Here is a 17050-nt window from a genome sequence, read left to right as displayed (position 1 = left end):
GCCCCGCCATGATGGGCAAAACGATCTTCATTGATCCGGGCCGCTGCATCGGCTGCCAGGCGTGTGTCTCCGCCTGCCGCGAATGCGACTCGCACCGCGGCAAGTCGATGATCCACCTCGACTACACCGACCCCGGCCAGTCCGTCGCCTCCCTGCCTTCCGTCTGTATGCACTGCGAGGACCCCGTCGCCCCGTGCGCCGAGGTCTGTCCCGCCGACGCGATCCTGATCACCGCCGACGGAGTGGTGCAGCAGGCCGACGAGTCCCGCTGCATCGGCTGTTCCAACTGCGTCAACGCCTGCCCCTTCGGCGTCCCCAAGATCGACCTCCAGGCGAAGCTGCAGATGAAGTGCAACCTCTGCTACGACCGCACCGCCTACGGTCTCGCCCCCATGTGCGCCACGGTCTGCCCGACCGGAGCGCTCTTCTACGGAACGCTCGAAGAGCTCCAGGCGGAGCGCCCAGGCGTCCAGGTCGCCGACTCCTTCACCTTCGGTGACGTGGTCGTCTCCACGGGCGTGGCCATGGTCGTCCCCGCGGACAAGGTCCAGTGGCCGGTGCCCGGCGGGCTCCCGGTCGTCGAGGTGAATGGAGTCGACGTCCGTTGAGCGTCACCGAGCAACCCCCCGCCCAGCCGCCCGGCGGCGAACCGCAACCACACCCCGACGCCGCCCAGGCGGCACTCCGCGACCGGATCAGCGCCGACTCGCTCACCACCCGCCGCGACTACCTGCGCATCGTCGCCACCGTCTCCGGCGGCCTGGCCGTCGGCGGCCTGGGCGTCGCCGCCGGGGTGCTGCCCCGGCACGGCGACAGCGAAGCCCTTCCCGACCCCAAGAAGGTCACCGACCGGCTGCAGCCCGGCGAATCCGTCTCCTTCCGCTTCCCCGGCGAAGAGGACCGCGCCGTGGCCGTACGCCTCACGGACGGCACCCTCGCCGGCTACTCCGCCATCTGCACCCACCTCGCCTGCGCGGTCCTGTGGCGCAAGGACCGGGGCAGCGAGGGCGAGCTGTACTGCCCCTGCCACGAAGGGGTCTTCGACGCCCGCACCGGCGAGGTCACCGCGGGCCCGCCGCCCAGGCCACTGCCCAGGGTGCTGCTCACCGAGGAGTCGGACGGCAGCGTCTGGGCCGTCGCCACGGCCCGCTCGGGGGAGTCCACCAAGGACGCCCTGTGCCGCGAGTTCAAGGAGTCCGACTCCCCGGCCGCCGCGCGGATCGGCTGCCGGGGCGTCGCCGTGAGCGAGCAGAACCGGGGTGAGGCGCGATGAGCGGGACACAGCCGCCGCCCCGGCCCGAATACCACCCGGGCAGTGCCGAGCCGAGACTCAACCGCCCCGTCGCCGAGCGCTACCCCCAGATCCGCTCGACCAGCGGCTACGGCGACCCCCGGATCCGGCACACAGGACCCGGCCCGGGAGCGGGCACCGACCAGGAGCCGGAGCGCTCAGCCAGGCTGACCGCCCGTCTCGTGCTCGCCCTCACGGTTGTCGTCGGCCAGCTCTGGGCGCTCACCATCACCGTCGACTCCTGGATGGAGGGCCACGTCGGTACGGCCTGGTGGGGCGCGGGCTTCCTCTGTCTGTCCTTCCTCGTCGTCCTCGCACTCTGGCGTCTCGACCCGAAGGACCGATGAACGTGAGCACCACCGCCCCCACGCCGCCGGCCGGGACGGACACCTACCGTCCGGGCTCGACGATCACCGACTGGCGTCCGGAGGACGAGGCCTTCTGGCGCTCCACCGGCCGCAAGGTCGCCAACCGGAACCTCTGGGTCTCGGTGCCGGCGCTCATGCTGGCCTTCGTCGTCTGGCAGGTCTGGTCGGTCACCGTCGTCCAGCTCAATGACGTCGGCTTCAGCTACAGCGCCTCGCAGGCGTTCTGGCTGACGGCGATCCCCGGCCTCACCGGCGGCACCTTCCGCATCCTCTACACGTTCATCGGGCCGATCTTCGGAGAGCGCAAGTTCACCGCGGTCTCCACCCTCATCCTGATCGGACCGCTGCTCTGGCTGGGCTTCGCCCTCCAGGACATCACCACCCCCTACTGGGAGATGGCGCTGATCGCCGCGGTCGCCGGCATCGGCGGCGCGAACTTCGCCTCCTCCATGGCCAACGTCGGCTTCTTCTTCCCCAAGAAGGAGAAGGGCAACGCCAACGGCATCAACGGCGGCCTGGGCAACCTGGGCGTCTCCGTCGTCCAGCTGGTCGCCCCGCTGGTGGTCACCGCCGCCGTCCTCGGTGCGCCGGCAGGCGGACCCCTCACCAGCAAGAAGAACGGCGACGACGTCTGGCTCCAGAACGGCGCCTTCCTCTGGGTGCCGCTGCTGGTGATCGTGGCCCTGATGGCCTGGTTCCTGATGAACGACCTGAAGGTCGCGGCCGCTCCCTTCAGCCAGCAGAAGATCATCTTCAAGCGCAAGCACAACTGGATGATGACCTGGCTCTACGTCGGTACCTTCGGCTCGTTCATCGGGTTCGCCTCGGCGCTGCCCAACCTGATCAAGACGACCTTCACCCCGATCGACCCGGCCTACTCGGCCACCACCTACGCCTGGATCGGCCCGTTCATCGGCGCCCTCATGCGCTGGGCGGGCGGCTGGCTCGCGGACAGGATGGGCGGGGCGAGAGTCACCATGCTGTCCTTCGTGGGCATGGCCGTCTCGCTGGTCGTCGTGATCAACGCCCTGCCCACGGGTGGCGACGACGGCAACTTCTGGATCTTCTACGCCGGATTCCTGTTCGCGTTCTTCTTCTCCGGTCTCGGCAACGGGTCCACCTTCCGCCAGATCCCGGTGATCTTCCGGGACCAGCACATGAAGGGCCCGCTGCGGGCCGAGTCGCAGAGCGAGGCGCAGGCGCTGAAGCAGTCGGAGATGGAGTCGGGTGCCGTCATCGGCTTCAGCTCCGCGATCGCCGCCTACGGCTTCTTCTTCATCCCCGCGATGTTCGCCAACTTCTCCATCACCAGTTCGCTCTGGTGCTTCATCGTCTTCTACGCGAGCTGCCTGGTGGTCTGCTGGTGGTTCTATGCCCGCAAGAGCGCGGAGGCGCCGAGCTGATCCGCCGCCGTACCCTGGAACGATGAGCGCCAACGCCCCCACCCCGGCCCCCGCACCGAAGCCCGAGCCCAAGCCGAAGCCCAAGCTCGTCTTCGACGATCCGCTGGACCGGCAGTCCTCGGACGACACGGACCAGGGGTGGGGCGAGCGCCCGTCCGGCGGCGACAGCGCCGCCGACCTGGCGCGTTTCCTGGACGAGAAGCCGCCCCACCACGTCTGAGTCAGATGGTGGCGCGCTCCGGCCCGCCCTGGGTGACCAGCGCGTCGCGGATCTCCTTCAGCACCTCCAGCTCGCTGACCTCCAGCGTCTCCTGCACGGCGCCCGACATGGCTTCCTTCTGCTTCTCCTTGGCGGCCCGCATGGCCAGGTACTTGGCCATCGGCAGCACCATCAGGAAGTAGACGACGGCAGCGGTCGCGACGAAGGAGATGACCGCACCGAGGACCGCACCCCAGCCGATGTACACGCCGCTGACCTTGCCGGCCGCATCCGCGACACAGGGGCCCTTGATGCAGGCCCGGTACGCATCCAGATTGCTGGTGCCGAACGCGCCCACCAGCGGGTTGATGACGTTGGTCACCACCGAGTTGATCACCGAGCTGAACGCGGCACCGATCACGACCGCAATCGCCAGGTCCACCACGTTCCCACGCGTCAGGAAGGCCTTGAAGCCCTCCAGCAACCCGGGCTTCTCTACCGTTTCCTCGCTCACCACAGTGCTCCTCATCCCAGTCGCGATCGGGGGAAAGGCCCCCGCCGCCACCTAAGTCGGGGCTGTCGAGCGGTGTCCAATCTGCGGAATCGATCGGGTGAACCGCAGGAACGGCGGTGCGAATCGGCGCCCGGGGAGTCAGCACAGTGTTACCGCCAGCCGTGAGGACGCGCTCGCACCGGCCAGCTCCGTCGCCGTCGCACGCGTCACGGCCAGGACGATCAGCGCCCCGCCGGCGCTGTCCGAACCACCGTCCGAACCACCGTCCGCACCGCCGTCCGAGCCGCCGCCCTCCCGCGCGTCGGGAACCTCGGCGACCCGCGCACCCACGGCCACCACCCGCGCATCGCCGCCGCGCCCACCGCCGTCCGGGGAGTCCCCGGACGCGATCACATCGACCCGGTCTCCCGGCCGCAGCAGCCGGACGGTCGCCGCGTCGGCGATCCGTACCGGAGCGGACACCACATCCCGGTGCGGCTGTTCGTGCCGGATCTCCTCACGGCCCGACACCGCGGCCGCCTGCGGACGCCCCGGATCACGCGGCGCCGAGGCCGCCAGCGCCGCCGCGGTCATCGCGAGCCCCGCCGCGAGCACCCGGCGCCTGCGGTGCACGGCCCGCCGCAGCCGGTGCCTTCCGCCGCGCACCCGCAACGGGGCGAAGGGAGGAACCGCGGATGCGGGAGGGGGTACGTACGGCACAAGTCCCATGGCAGTCACCGTCTGATCGTGAGGAGTTCACCGGCCACCCCTCACGATCCGCCGCCCGCCGGATTCCCGCTGAGCCCTGTGGACCACCAGCGGGTTGTGGACAACTCACTCACCCCTCAGGGGAGTTGGATGCCTGTGTCGAGCCCGTCCAGAGCATGCGAGCACAGACAGTCACGCCCCGCGCTCGCCTGCAGCCCGGCCACCGCGTCGAAGAGAACCGGACGCAGCCGGTCCACATTGGCCGCGAAGACCTTCAGTACGTCGACGTGTGAGACGCCCTCACCGGTCTCGGCCCCCGCGTCCAGGTCGGTCACCAGCGTCATCGACGTGTAGCAGAGCCCCAGTTCACGGGCGAGGATCGCCTCGGGGTGCCCGGTCATGCCCACCACCGACCAGCCCATCGCCGCATGCCACTGAGATTCGGCCCGGGTCGAGAAGCGCGGCCCCTCGATCACGACCAGCGTCCCGCCGTCCACCGGCTCCCACGCCCGGCCGCGCGCTGCCGCCACCGCGGCCTTGCGGCCCTCGGGGCAGTAGGGGTCGGCCAGCGATACGTGCACCACGTTCGACACGGACCCTCCCCCAGGCCCTGGGGCCTGGGAGGTGCCCCCTGCCAGCGGCTCCCCGTCGTAAAAAGTCTGCGTACGCGACTTCGTCCGGTCCACCATCTGGTCAGGTACGAGCAGGGTCCCCGGCCCGTACTCCGCCCGCAGCCCGCCCACCGCGCACGGTCCGAGCACCTGCGTCACGCCCACCGACCGCAGGGCCCAGAGGTTGGCCCGGTAGTTGATCCGGTGCGGCGGCAGATGGTGCCCGCGTCCGTGCCGGGGGAGGAAGGCGACCTTCCGCCCGCCGATCTCCCCGAGGAAGAGGGAATCGCTCGGCTTCCCGTACGGGGTGTCGACCTCGACCTCGGTGACGTCCTCCAGGAAGGAGTAGAAGCCCGAGCCGCCAATCACGCCGATCTCTGCGTTCGCCATGCGGATCACAGTACTTGGGGCACAACTTGGGCCACAAAAGACCGAGGGCCCCACCGCCGGAGTACGGCGAAGGGGCCCTCGGTGCGAGAGATCAGGCTGCGGAAGAACCGCTCGACGCGCTGGACGAACTCGACGAGCTGGTGGAACTCGTCGGCTTCGAGGCCGCGGGCTTCGATTCGGAAGACTTCGACTCCGCGGGCTTGGACCCTGAAGCCGACGCCGAAGCCGAGGACGACGCCGTGGCCGGCGTGGAGCTCGACGACGAGCCGCGGCTGTCATTCCGGTAGAAACCGGACCCCTTGAAGACAATGCCGACTGCCGAGAACACCTTCTTCAGGCGTCCTTCGCACTTCGGGCACACCGTCAGGGCGTCATCGGTGAATTTCTGCACCGCCTCGAGGCCCTCGCCGCACTCGGTGCACTGGTACTGGTAAGTCGGCACTTGCTCCTCCTGGCACTCTCACTCAGTGAGTGCTAACGACGTTCAATAGTGACCTATTCCGCTGGATCAGTCCACCGACACTGGCACACGGTGACCCACGCCACGTGCGACGACCCGCTCCCCACCCCGTGACATCAGCCTCGAACGCAGCGAAAGCAAGGTGATCAGCGCCAGTACGGTGCCGCCCATCGGCACCAGGAATCCGGCCCCGTCCCAGAACCGGTCCTCCAGCTGACCGGCCAGTGTGACCGCGCCCGCCTGTCCCAGCGCGACCGCGCCGGTCAGCCAGGTGAAGGCTTCCGTACGGGCGCCGGGCGCGACCAGCGAGTCCACCAGCGTGTACCCGGTGATCAGCGCGGGCGCGATGGAGCAGCCCACCAGGAGTCCGATCCCGGCCAGCAGCAGCGCCGAGTGCGCCATCCACAGTCCGGACGCGGTGATGGCGAGCGCCGTGTACCCGACAAGGAGCCGGCGCTGCGGGGCGACCTTCCACGCGACGGCCCCGCACACGAGCCCCGAGATCATGTTGCCCGCGGCGAAGACCCCGTACATCAGGCCGTTCCAGCCGGGGTGCCCGATCGACTCGGTGAACGCGGCCAGCGAGACCTGCATCCCGCCGAAGACCGTGCCGATCCCCAGGAAGGTCACGAGCAGCACCCGCACGCCCGGCACCGACAGCGCGGAACCGTGGCGCTCGGCGCCCGCCAGATGCCCCGAGGGCACCGGCTGGGTCCCCTTCTGCGCCGCGAAGAGCAGCCCGCCGACCAGCGTGAGCGATGCCTCGGTGATCAGTCCGGCCGCCGGGTTCACGGCGGTGCACAGTGCGGTGGCGAAGAGCGGCCCGAGCACAAAAGTGAATTCGTCCGTCACCGACTCGAAGGCCGCGGCGGTCGGCATCAGCCTGCTGCCGCCGACCTTCACGCCCCAGCGCGCCCTGACCATCGGCCCGATCTGCGGTACGGAAGCGCCGGTCGGCACGGCGGCCACGAAGAGCGCCCACAGGGGCGCGTGTGCCAGTGCGAGCGCCGTCAGGGCGATCACGGACGCCGTGTGCACCAGTACGCCGGGAAGCAGGACGGCACGCTGTCCGTACCGGTCCGCGAACTTGCCGGTGAAGGGCGCGAACAGCGCCATCGAGACACCGGCGACGGCGGAGACCGCGCCGGCGGTTCCGTACGAACCGGTGGTGTGCTGCACGAGCAGGACGATCGAGATGGTGAGCATCGCGAACGGCTGTCGTGCGGCGAAGCCGGGCAGCAGGAAGGTCCATGCTCCGGGGGTACGCAGAAGCTGCCCGTATCCAGGGCGCTTCTCGCGCTTGTCGATGTCGGTCGTGACCGTGGTCGCCACGGCCTGGCCTTTCTGCTGCCTGGTAGCGCGCCCCCGGATTGCGGGGGCTGCCGAGAGCTGTCCTCATGCGCGAATGCGCGGTAGATGCCGGGCTGGCCCAGTTGTTACGAGGAGGGCGCCACGGCCGCCATACGGTCGCGCCAGCTCTGCTTCAGTCAGAGTTGGTCGATCAGTGTTCCTGCATTCTACCGACCCGTGCCGAGCCAGCCCGCCAGCTTTCCGCCCTGCCCGATCGCTCGCAGCCGGGCTTCCGCCTGGTCACGTACGGGATCCGTGGCGACAACGAGAAGTTCGTCACCGCGCCGCAGCACGGTGGTGGGCGACGGCACGAAGCTCGTCCCGTCGCGTACGACCAGAGTCACCGCGGCCCCGGCGGGCAGCCGCAGCTCCCCGACCTCCACGCCGTGCATCTTCGACTTCGCGGGGATGGCCACCGAGAGCAGATGCCCGCGCAGCCGCTCCAGCGGCGCCGATTCGATCCCCAGGTCGGAGGCCGCGTCGCCGTCCTCGCCCAGGCTCAGCTTCCGCGCCAGCCAGGGCAGCGTCGGCCCCTGGATGATCGTGTAGACCACGACCAGTACGAAGACGATGTTGAAGACCCGCTCGCTGCCCGCGATCCCCGTCACCATCGGGATGGTCGCCAGGATGATGGGCACGGCGCCGCGCAGTCCGGCCCAGGACAGCAGCGTCTGCTCCTGCCACGGCAGCTTGAAGGGCGCCAGGCTCAGCAGTACGGACACCGGCCGCGCCACCATCGTCAGCACCAGGCCCACCACGATCGCCGGCCAGAAGTCATTGCCCAGCTCGTGCGGGGTGACCAGGAGACCGAGCAGCACGAACATCCCGATCTGCGCGATCCACCCGAGCCCCTCGGCGAATCCGCGCGTCGCCGGCCAGTGCGGCAGCTTCGCGTTCCCCAGCACCATCGCGGCCAGATAGACAGCCAGGAACCCACTGCCGTGCGCCAGGGCGCCGCCCGCGTAGGCGGCCAGCGCGATCGCCATCACCGCGATCGGATAGAGGCCGGAGGCTGGGAGCGCCACATGCCTCAGTCCGTACGAACCGATCCAGCCCACCGCGAGTCCGATGGCCGCGCCGATCGCCAGCTCCAGGGCGATCTCGCCGATCAGCACCCACCAGTGCTCGACCGGCCCGACCGCGGAGAAGGCGACCACGAGGATCACCACAGGCGCGTCGTTGAAGCCGGACTCGGCCTCCAGGACACCGGTGATCCGCGAAGGCAGCGGCACCTTCCGCAGTACGGAGAAGACCGCGGCGGCGTCCGTCGAGGAGACGACGGCCCCGATGATCAGCGCCTGCCGCCATTCCAGGCCGACCAGGAAGTGCGCACCGGCCGCGGTGATGCCCACGCTCACCGCGACGCCGAGGGTCGACAGGACGACCGCCATCGGCAGCGCGGGTTTGACCTCTTTCCACTTGGTGCCCAGGCCGCCCTCGGCCAGGATCACCACGAGTGCGGCGTAGCCGATCACCTGGGTCAGTTCGACGTTGTCGAACTTCACGTGGAAGAGCCCGTCCTGGCCTATCAGCACACCGATGCCGAGATAGAGGAGCAGGCTGGGGAGGCCACTGCGCGAGGAGATGCGCACGGCTGCGACTGCGATCAGCAGCACCAGGGAGCAGATCAGCAGAAGTTCGTTGAGATGATGGACAGTCAGGGGCTGAATCCTCTCTCCGGATCAGGGCAGGTACTTCGTTACCCTACCTAATTCTTGACGATTCCTTGACGATAGGCGGACACCGCGTCCAGACAGGTGAAGTGCTGCGCCTAAGGTGGCTCCTGCGCTCCGTCGGCAATACAGCCCACCCTGCCCCTCGAAGGACAGCGATGCCCGCCAACACCTCCGCCGCCCCTTCCGGCAATTCCAGCGATTCCGGCAAGCAGTCCCGCAAGAAGAAGAGAGGGCGGGGCCGGATCGTCGTGATCGTGCTGGTCCTGGCGGTGATCGCGGGGATCGGTTACGGCGCGTACTGGAGCGTCGACAGCGTCCGCGCCTCCTTCCCGCAGACCACCGGTGAGATCAAGCTCGACGGACTGACGGGCAACGTCGACGTCAAGCGCGACGACTACGGCATCCCGCAGATCTACGCGGACACCGACGCCGACCTCTTCCGCGCCCAGGGATACGTCCAGGCCCAGGACCGCTTCTACGAGATGGACGTCCGGCGCCATATGACGTCGGGCCGTCTCTCCGAGATGTTCGGTTCGAGCCAGGTCAAGACCGACTCGTTCCTGCGGACGCTGGGCTGGCGCAAGGTCGCGCAGCAGGAGTACGACACCAAGCTGTCGGCCGAGACGAAGAAGAACCTCCAGTCGTACACCGACGGGGTCAACGCGTACCTCAAGGGCAAGGACGCCAAGGGGATCTCGGTCGAGTACGCCGCCCTGAACCTCACCGGCGACTACACCCCCGAACAGTGGGACCCGGTCGACTCGGTGGCCTGGCTCAAGGCGATGGCCTGGGACCTGCGCTCCAACATGCAGGACGAGATCGACCGCTCGCTGATGACCACACGGCTCAGCACGAAGCAGATCGACGACCTCTACCCGGCCTACCCCTCCAGTCACACCCCGATCGTCACCCAGGGCGGCATCAACGCCGTCACCGGCACGTTCGACCCGACGGCGACAGGCTCCACCTCCACGTCCGGATCCTCCACCGCGTCGGACGCCACCGAGGGTCTGCAGAGCCAGCTCTCCGCGCTCTCCGACACCCTGGACGAGATCCCCGCGCTGCTCGGCCCCAGCGGCAGCGGCATCGGCTCCAACTCCTGGGTCGTCTCCGGCAAGTACACGACGACCGGCCAACCGCTGCTCGCCAACGACCCGCACCTCGCGCCGCAACTGCCGTCGCTCTGGTACCAGATGGGCCTGCACTGCAGGACCGTCTCCAGCACCTGCAAGTACGACGCCGCCGGCTACACCTTCTCCGGCATGCCCGGCGTGATCATCGGCCACAACGCGGACATCGCCTGGGGCTTCACCAACCTGGGCGCCGACGTCACCGACCTCTACCTGGAGAAGGTCACCGACACCGGCTACCTCTACGACGGCGAGACGAAGCCCTTCACCACCCGCGAGGAGACCATCAAGGTCGCCGGCGGCAGCTCAAGGAAGATCGTCGTTCGCGAGACCAACAACGGCCCGCTGGTCTCCGACCGCGACACCGAACTGGCGAAGGTCGGCCAGAAGGCCCCCGTCGCCAACTCCGCACCCGACCGCGGCGACGGCTACGCGGTGGCCCTCAAGTGGACCGCCCTGCAGCCGGGCAAGTCCATGGACGCGGTCTTCGCGATGGACAGGGCGAAGGACTGGGGCAGCTTCCGGGCCGCCGCCAAGGACTTCGAGGTTCCCTCGCAGAACCTGATCTACGCCGACACCAAGGGCCACATCGGCTACCAGGCCCCGGGCACCATCCCGCAGCGCCAGTCCGGTGACGACGGCACGATGCCCGCCCCGGGCTGGGACTCGAAGTACGCCTGGAAGAAGGATCCGATCCCCTTCAGCGCGCTTCCGTACGAGTACGACCCGAAGCGCGGCTACATCGTCACCGCCAACCAGGCCGTCATCGACGAGAACAAGTACCCCTACCTCCTCACCAAGGACTGGGGCTACGGCACCCGCAGCCAGCGCATCAACGACCTCATCCAGTCGAAGATCAAGGACGGCGGGAAGATCTCGACCGAGGACATGCAGACGATGCAGATGGACAACAGCAGCGAGATCGCCCGGCTGCTGGTGCCCAAGCTCCTCAAGATCGACGTCAAGGACCCGCAGGTCCGTGAGGCGCAGAAGCTCCTGGAAGGCTGGGACTACATCCAGGAGGCGGACTCCGCGTCGGCCGCGTACTTCAACGCGGTCTGGCGCAACATCCTGATGCTCTCCATCGGCGACAAACTCCCCAAGGAGCTGCGCGCCAAGGGCGACTGCATCAACGTCCACCCGGCGGGCGACACGGGCCCGGTCGACAGCCAGGACTCCCTGGATCGCGAGTGCGGCCAGCGCGACGCCGACTCGGCCCAGCCTGACGGTGGGGACCGCTACTTCGAGGTCATGCGCAAGCTGGTCAAGGAGCCCGACAGCCCCTGGTGGGACGCGGCCAAGAGCAGCGTGGACAAGTCCACCCACGGCCGGGACAACCTCTTCGCCCGCGCCATGAAGGACGCCCGCTGGGAGCTGACCTCCAAGCTCGGCAAGGACATCGACACCTGGACCTGGGGCCGGCTGCACCAGCTGCTGCTGCGCAACCAGACCCTGGGCACCTCGGGACCGAGCCTGATCCAGCGCGTCCTCAACAGAGGCCCGTGGAAGCTGGGCGGCGGAGAAGCGGCGGTCGACGCCACCGGCTGGAACGCGGCGGGCGGCTACGGCGTGATCTGGGTCCCGTCCATGCGGATGGTCGTCAACCTCAAGGACATGGACAAGTCCCGCTGGATCAACCTGACCGGTGCATCAGGCCACGCCTTCAGCGCGCACTACACCGACCAGACCGACAAGTGGACCAACGGCGATCTGCTCGACTGGTCCTTCTCCAAGGCGGCGGTCGACAAGAACACCGTCGACACCCTGGTGCTCAAGCCGTAAACCGGGTGACCCCGTCAGGGGTCACCACCGCGTGCACGGGGTGGTCGTGCGGTTCCTCCGGGACCCGGGCGATCACCTCGTCCGCGTACAGCAGCACCACGAGCGCGGGGTCCGCGCCCGCCTTCCCGATGCGCTCCAGGACGCGGTCGTACGACCCCCCGCCCCGCCCCAGCCGCATCCCGCGCCCGTCCACGGCGAGCCCCGGCAGCAGCACCGCATCCGCCTCCAGGACGGCGCTCACGCCGAGCCGCGCACCCCCGGGCTCACGGAGACCGCGCCGGCCTCGTACCAGCGCCTCAGGGCCCTCGTACGTTCCCCAGTCGAGGTCGTTGTCATCCAGAAGCACGGGAAGAAGTACGCGTGTGCCCCTTTCGCGGAGCGCGTCCAGCAGCGCCCGGGTGCCCGGCTCGCTCCCGATCGCCACATATGCGGCAATCGTCCCCGCGGTGGCCAGCTCGGGAAGCCCCAGCGCGACCTCGGCCAGATCACCGGCGACGCGCTCCACATCCTCACTGGTCAACGCCTTGCGGGCGGCCAGCAGATGGCGCCGGAGCGACACCTTGTCGAACTCGTCCCGATTCACAGCCGGTTCACAATCCTCACCAATGTCCACCTATACACAGCCGATAGTGTGCTCGTCATGACTCAGTCGCACCCCAGGATCAGCAAGGCTGTCATCCCGGCGGCGGGCCTCGGCACGAGGTTCCTCCCGGCCACCAAGGCCACGCCCAAGGAAATGCTGCCTGTCGTCGACAAGCCGGCCATTCAGTACGTCGTCGAGGAGGCGGCCTCCGCGGGCCTCTCCGACGTCCTCATGATCACGGGCCGCAACAAACGCCCGCTCGAGGACCACTTCGACCGCAACCACGAGCTGGAGTCGGCCCTCACCCGCAAGGGCGACGCCGAGAAGCTCGCCAAGGTCCAGGAGTCCAACGACCTCGCCACCATCCACTACGTACGCCAGGGCGACCCGCGCGGCCTCGGCCACGCCGTCCTGTGCGCCGAGCCGCACGTCGGCAACGAGCCCTTCGCGGTCCTCCTCGGCGACGACCTGATCGATCCGCGCGACCCGCTGCTCGCCCGCATGATCGAGGTCCAGGAGCGCGAGGGCGGCAGCGTGATCGCCCTCATGGAGGTCGAACCGTCCCAGATCCACCTCTACGGCTGCGCGGCCGTCGAGCCGACCGCCGACTCGGACGTCGTCAAGGTCACCAACCTCGTCGAGAAGCCCGCCGCCGCCGACGCACCCAGCAACCTGGCGATCATCGGCCGCTATGTCCTGGACCCCGGTGTCTTCGGCATACTCCGCAAGACCGAGCCGGGCCGCGGCAACGAGATCCAGCTCACCGACGCCCTCCAGAAGCTCGCCGCCGACGAATCGGTCGGCGGCCCGGTGCACGGCGTCGTCTTCAAGGGCCGCCGCTATGACACCGGTGACCGGAGTGACTATCTGCGTGCCATTGTCCGACTCGCGTGCGAACGTGAAGACCTGGGCCCCGACTTCAAGGCCTGGCTTCGCAGTTACGTGACCGAGGAGATGTAGCACCGTGAGCAACACCCCGATCTGGTCGGTCGACGAGCACCTGAAGGACATCCTCGCCACGGTCAGGGCTCTGGAGCCCATCGAGCTGCAACTCCCGGACGCACAGGGCTGCGTACTCGTCGAGGACGTCACGGTCCCCGTCGACCTGCCGCCCTTCGACAACAGCTCGATGGACGGGTACGCGGTCCGCACCGCCGATGTCGAGGGCGCCGGCGAGGAGTTCCCCGCCGTACTGACCGTGATCGGGGACGTCGCCGCGGGCAGCGGCGAACTGCCCACCGTGGGCCCCGGCCAGGCCGCCCGCATCATGACCGGCGCCCCGCTGCCGCCCGGCGCCCAGGCCGTCGTCCCGGTCGAGTGGACCGACGGCGGCACCGGCGGGGGAGCGGCCACCACCATGAGCGCCGCCGCCGACGCCCCCGAGGGCGCGAGCGGCGAGGTCCGCGTCCACCGTCCCGTCGAGGCACGCGCCCACGTCCGCGCGGCCGGCAGCGATGTGCGGGCCGGAGACCTCGCCCTCGCGTCCGGTACGGTCCTGGGCCCGCCCCAGATCGGCCTCCTCGCCGCGATCGGCCGCGCCACGGTCAAGGTCCGCCCGCGCCCGCGCGTCGTGGTGATGTCGACGGGCAGCGAACTCATCCAGCCCGGCGAGGAGTTGGCGGCGGGCCAGATCTACGACTCCAACAGCTTCGCCCTCACCGCGGCGGCCCGCGACGCCGGAGCCATCGCCTACCGGGTGGGCGCGGTCGCCGACGACGCGGACACCCTGCGCGCCACGATCGACGACCAGCTGGTCCGCGCCGACCTCCTGGTCACCACGGGCGGCGTGAGCGTCGGTGCGTACGACGTCGTCAAGGAAGCCCTCACCGAATCCGGCGAGGTCGAGTTCCGCAAGCTCGCGATGCAGCCGGGCAAGCCCCAGGGCTTCGGCGCGATCGGCCCCGACCACATCCCGCTGCTCGCCCTCCCCGGCAACCCGGTCTCGTCGTACGTCTCCTTCGAGCTGTTCGTGCGCCCCGCGATCCGCGCCCTGATGGGCATGCCCGACATCCACCGCCCCACGGTCCGCGCCACGCTCCGTACGGACAAGACGCTCACCTCGCCCGCGGCCCGGCGCCAGTTCCTGCGCGGGAAGTACGACGCCGAATCGGCCACAGTCGCCCCGGTGGGCGGCGCCGGATCCCATCTCGTCGCGGCCCTCGCGCACGCCGACTGCCTGATCGTCGTCCCCGAGGAGACCACCGAGGCGGCCGACGGCACGGAGCTCGAAGTGGTCCTCCTGGGCTGAGGAGCCTCCGGTGGCGGTACGGTGTCGTCCCACACAGGCCTGACCGGGAGCGCCACCACCATGAGCACGCAAGGCAGCAGCCTCACGCACATCGACGAGGCGGGCGCGGCCCGCATGGTCGACGTCTCCGCCAAGGACGTCACCGCCCGCACCGCCCGCGCCACAGGCCGCGTGCTGGTCTCACCGCGTGTCGTGGAGCTCCTCCGCGGCGAGGGGGTTCCCAAGGGGGACGCCCTCGCCACCGCCCGTATCGCGGGAATCATGGGCGCCAAGCGCACCCCTGACCTGATCCCGCTCTGCCACCCGCTGGCCGTCTCGGGGGTGACGCTGGACCTCCGGGTCACGGACGAAGCGGTGGAGATCGCCGCGACGGTGAAGACCACCGACCGTACGGGCGTCGAGATGGAAGCCCTCACCGCGGTCTCCGTGGCGGCTCTGACGGTGGTGGACATGATCAAGGCGGTCGACAAGTCCGCGGTCATCACCGACATCAGGGTCGAGGAGAAGACGGGCGGCAAGTCCGGCACCTACCGGCGCTCCGCGACGGAGGGGGCGGGCGAATGACGGCCCAGGAGCCCGGCGCCGAGAGCGCCGTGACACGACCGGCCCCTGCCGATGCGACGCCCTACCGCGCGCTCGTCGTCACCGCGTCCAACCGCGCGTCCGCGGGCGTCTACCCGGACCGGGGCGGCCCGTTGATCGCCGAGGCCCTGGCCTCGCTCGGCTTCGACGTCGAAGGCCCCCAGGTCGTCCCCGACGGCGACCCCGTCGAGGCCGCCCTGCGCGCAGGCGTGGCAGCCGGGTACGACGTGATCCTCACCACGGGAGGCACGGGCATCTCGCCCACCGACGCCACCCCCGAGGCCACGCTGAAGGTCCTCGACCGAGAGATCCCCGGCATCCCCCAGGCGATCCGCGCCGAGGGCCTGGTCAAGGTCCCCACGGCCGCGCTCTCCCGGGGCCTCGCGGGCGTGGCCGGCACCACACTGATCGTGAACCTGCCCGGCTCCACCGGCGGCGTACGCGACGGCCTCGCGGTCCTGGAACGGCTGTTGGTGCACGCCGTCGACCAGATCCATGGCGGCGACCACAGATGAGACCGTCCTGGCCAGCGGAGTTGTCGGACGGTGCGGTCACCCTCCGCCCCATAAAGGCACGCGACCAGAAGTCCTGGCGGGAGGTCAACCGCCGCAACCGCGAGTGGCTGCGCCCCTGGGAGGCCACCATCCCGCCGCCGGGCCCCGGCGGACCCCTGGCCCACCGCCCCACGTACCGCCAGATGGTCCGCCATCTGCGTGCCGAGGCCAACGCGGGCCGGATGCTGCCTTTCGTCATCGAGTACCAGGGCCGTCTGGTCGGCCAGTTGACGGTCGCGGGCATCACCTGGGGCTCGATGTGCTCGGGCCATGTCGGCTACTGGGTCGACCAGGAGGTGGCAGGGCGCGGTGTGATGCCGACCGCGGTGGCCCTCGCGGTCGACCACTGTTTCCGTACGGTCGGGATGCACAGGATCGAAGTCTGCATTCGCCCGGAGAACGTGCCGAGCCGTCGCGTCGTCGAGAAACTCGGTTTCCGCGAAGAAGGGCTGAGGCCGCGATATCTGCACATCGACGGCGGCTGGCGCGACCATCTGGTCTTCGCGCTCACGGCCGACGAGGTGCCCGAAGGCCTGCTCAACCGCTGGCGCAGAGCGCATCCGGGAACTCCCCACAAATCAAATTAATGTTCGAATTTGATCAGTGGTGGATCGTTACTTGACCGCGAACACGCCCACTTTCGGCCCCTGTTGATCCGAACAATCACAAAAAAAGTTCGAGATATCAGCCGGATCGTGCGACACACCGGCCCAATTGGCAGATCCGCCCGCGAAGTCCCCTCTACGGTAAGGGGGTGAGCAGCAGCGGCCTGATCTACGCAGTCATTGTCGGGGCGTGGGCCGCCTACTTGGTGCCGATGTGGCTCCGCAGGCAGGACGAGCTGAACGAAGCCCGTCCGACGGAACGCTTCTCCACCGCCATCCGGCTGCTGTCCGGACGTGCGGGGATGGAGCGCCGGTACGCCAAGGAGCTGCAGGACCGCAGTGCCGGTGAGGCCGACCCCGACGACGCGGTGCCGGACGCCGCGACGGATCCGATGAGTTCCGTCGACGTCCGGTCCTTCGCCGCGCCCCCGCCCGAACAGGAGCGCCCCCGCAAGGAGCCGCGCCCTGCCCCGCGCCAGACACCTCAGTCCCACCAGTCCCACCAGACTTCGGGGTCGGCCGCCGAGCGGGTGCGCCGCACCAAGGCGCTCGCCCGCCGCCGCCGCACCACGGTCCTGCTCTTCGCGGCCTTCTCCCTGGGCGCGATCGTCGCAGCG

19 protein-coding genes are annotated in these 17050 nt (G+C 69.4%); 12 read left to right on the top strand and 7 right to left on the bottom strand.

The window, feature by feature from the left end:
• The first annotated feature begins 8 nt into the window (after nucleotides 1-8).
• From J0695_RS10445 to J0695_RS10425, 5 genes are read left to right on the top strand one after another with little or no spacing between them, the layout of a single operon-like run.
• Nucleotides 9-608, top strand: coding sequence for a 4Fe-4S dicluster domain-containing protein (locus tag J0695_RS10445; RefSeq protein WP_206961623.1), 600 nt, complete (start codon nucleotides 9-11; stop codon nucleotides 606-608).
• The gene (locus tag J0695_RS10440; RefSeq protein WP_206961622.1) at nucleotides 605-1273 is read left to right on the top strand and encodes a Rieske (2Fe-2S) protein; all 669 of its coding nucleotides are present in this window, start codon (nucleotides 605-607) and stop codon (nucleotides 1271-1273) included. The genes J0695_RS10445 and J0695_RS10440 overlap by 4 nt, the downstream gene beginning before the upstream one ends.
• A complete protein-coding gene (locus J0695_RS10435) occupies nucleotides 1270-1638 on the top strand; it encodes a hypothetical protein (protein ID WP_206961621.1) in 369 nt (122 codons plus the stop codon). The genes J0695_RS10440 and J0695_RS10435 overlap by 4 nt, the downstream gene beginning before the upstream one ends.
• A 2-nt stretch (nucleotides 1639-1640) precedes the next feature.
• The gene (locus J0695_RS10430; protein ID WP_307798541.1) at nucleotides 1641-3062 is read left to right on the top strand and encodes a NarK family nitrate/nitrite MFS transporter; all 1422 of its coding nucleotides are present in this window, start codon (nucleotides 1641-1643) and stop codon (nucleotides 3060-3062) included.
• A 22-nt stretch (nucleotides 3063-3084) separates the two neighbouring features.
• Nucleotides 3085-3282: a hypothetical protein gene (locus tag J0695_RS10425; protein WP_206961619.1), complete on the top strand. Its 198-nt coding sequence runs from the start codon at nucleotides 3085-3087 to the stop codon at nucleotides 3280-3282.
• A 1-nt stretch (nucleotide 3283) separates the two neighbouring features.
• On the opposite strand, the gene J0695_RS10420 is transcribed toward J0695_RS10425, so the two are convergent.
• The 6 genes from J0695_RS10420 to J0695_RS10395 form a co-directional block, all read right to left on the bottom strand.
• Nucleotides 3284-3790 (bottom strand): large conductance mechanosensitive channel protein MscL, encoded by a 507-nt coding sequence (locus J0695_RS10420; protein WP_206961618.1) that lies wholly within the window; start codon nucleotides 3788-3790, stop codon nucleotides 3284-3286.
• Between the two features lie 123 nt (nucleotides 3791-3913).
• Nucleotides 3914-4483 (bottom strand): RcpC/CpaB family pilus assembly protein, encoded by a 570-nt coding sequence (locus J0695_RS10415; RefSeq protein WP_206961617.1) that lies wholly within the window; start codon nucleotides 4481-4483, stop codon nucleotides 3914-3916.
• Between the two features lie 116 nt (nucleotides 4484-4599).
• A complete protein-coding gene (locus tag J0695_RS10410; protein WP_206961616.1) occupies nucleotides 4600-5463 on the bottom strand; it encodes an S-methyl-5'-thioadenosine phosphorylase in 864 nt (287 codons plus the stop codon).
• Nucleotides 5464-5554: 91 nt separating this feature from the next.
• A complete protein-coding gene (locus tag J0695_RS10405; protein WP_206961615.1) occupies nucleotides 5555-5905 on the bottom strand; it encodes an FmdB family zinc ribbon protein in 351 nt (116 codons plus the stop codon).
• A 66-nt stretch (nucleotides 5906-5971) separates the two neighbouring features.
• The gene (locus tag J0695_RS10400) at nucleotides 5972-7255 is read right to left on the bottom strand and encodes an MFS transporter (protein WP_206961614.1); all 1284 of its coding nucleotides are present in this window, start codon (nucleotides 7253-7255) and stop codon (nucleotides 5972-5974) included.
• Nucleotides 7256-7440: 185 nt separating this feature from the next.
• Complete coding sequence (locus tag J0695_RS10395; protein ID WP_206961662.1) at nucleotides 7441-8943, bottom strand: potassium/proton antiporter; 1503 nt, start codon at nucleotides 8941-8943, stop codon at nucleotides 7441-7443.
• A gap of 161 nt (nucleotides 8944-9104) precedes the next feature.
• Here J0695_RS10395 and J0695_RS10390 point away from each other — a divergent pair, with 161 nt between their 5' ends.
• Nucleotides 9105-11861: a penicillin acylase family protein gene (locus J0695_RS10390; RefSeq protein WP_206961613.1), complete on the top strand. Its 2757-nt coding sequence runs from the start codon at nucleotides 9105-9107 to the stop codon at nucleotides 11859-11861.
• Here J0695_RS10390 and J0695_RS10385 read toward each other — a convergent pair.
• A complete protein-coding gene (locus tag J0695_RS10385) occupies nucleotides 11851-12444 on the bottom strand; it encodes a 5-formyltetrahydrofolate cyclo-ligase (protein WP_206961612.1) in 594 nt (197 codons plus the stop codon). The genes J0695_RS10390 and J0695_RS10385 overlap by 11 nt on opposite strands.
• Before the next feature lie 57 nt (nucleotides 12445-12501).
• On the opposite strand from J0695_RS10385, the gene galU reads away from it, so the two are divergent.
• The 6 genes from galU to J0695_RS10355 all read left to right on the top strand — a co-directional run.
• Nucleotides 12502-13404 (top strand): UTP--glucose-1-phosphate uridylyltransferase GalU, encoded by a 903-nt coding sequence (galU, locus tag J0695_RS10380; RefSeq protein WP_206961611.1) that lies wholly within the window; start codon nucleotides 12502-12504, stop codon nucleotides 13402-13404.
• 4 nt (nucleotides 13405-13408) lie between these two features.
• On the top strand, nucleotides 13409-14692 hold the full coding sequence (gene glp / locus J0695_RS10375) for a molybdotransferase-like divisome protein Glp (RefSeq protein ID WP_206961610.1): 1284 nt from the start codon (nucleotides 13409-13411) through the stop codon (nucleotides 14690-14692).
• A 60-nt stretch (nucleotides 14693-14752) separates the two neighbouring features.
• On the top strand, nucleotides 14753-15256 hold the full coding sequence (gene moaC / locus J0695_RS10370; protein ID WP_206961609.1) for a cyclic pyranopterin monophosphate synthase MoaC: 504 nt from the start codon (nucleotides 14753-14755) through the stop codon (nucleotides 15254-15256).
• Nucleotides 15253-15789, top strand: coding sequence for a MogA/MoaB family molybdenum cofactor biosynthesis protein (locus tag J0695_RS10365; RefSeq protein WP_206961608.1), 537 nt, complete (start codon nucleotides 15253-15255; stop codon nucleotides 15787-15789). Before moaC ends, J0695_RS10365 begins: the two co-directional genes overlap by 4 nt.
• The gene (locus J0695_RS10360) at nucleotides 15786-16415 is read left to right on the top strand and encodes a GNAT family N-acetyltransferase (protein WP_206961607.1); all 630 of its coding nucleotides are present in this window, start codon (nucleotides 15786-15788) and stop codon (nucleotides 16413-16415) included. The genes J0695_RS10365 and J0695_RS10360 overlap by 4 nt, the downstream gene beginning before the upstream one ends.
• A gap of 167 nt (nucleotides 16416-16582) precedes the next feature.
• Nucleotides 16583-17050, top strand: a 468-nt coding sequence (locus J0695_RS10355) for a SepX/GlpR family protein (protein ID WP_505383605.1), incomplete at its 3' end; no start/stop codon positions are given.

Origin of the sequence: Streptomyces beijiangensis (genome assembly GCF_017315755.1) — a bacterium.
Lineage (GTDB): Bacteria > Actinomycetota > Actinomycetes > Streptomycetales > Streptomycetaceae > Streptomyces > Streptomyces beijiangensis.
The sequence above is the reverse complement of the archived record's forward strand: the minus strand, read 5'-3'. Positions and strand labels throughout refer to the sequence as shown.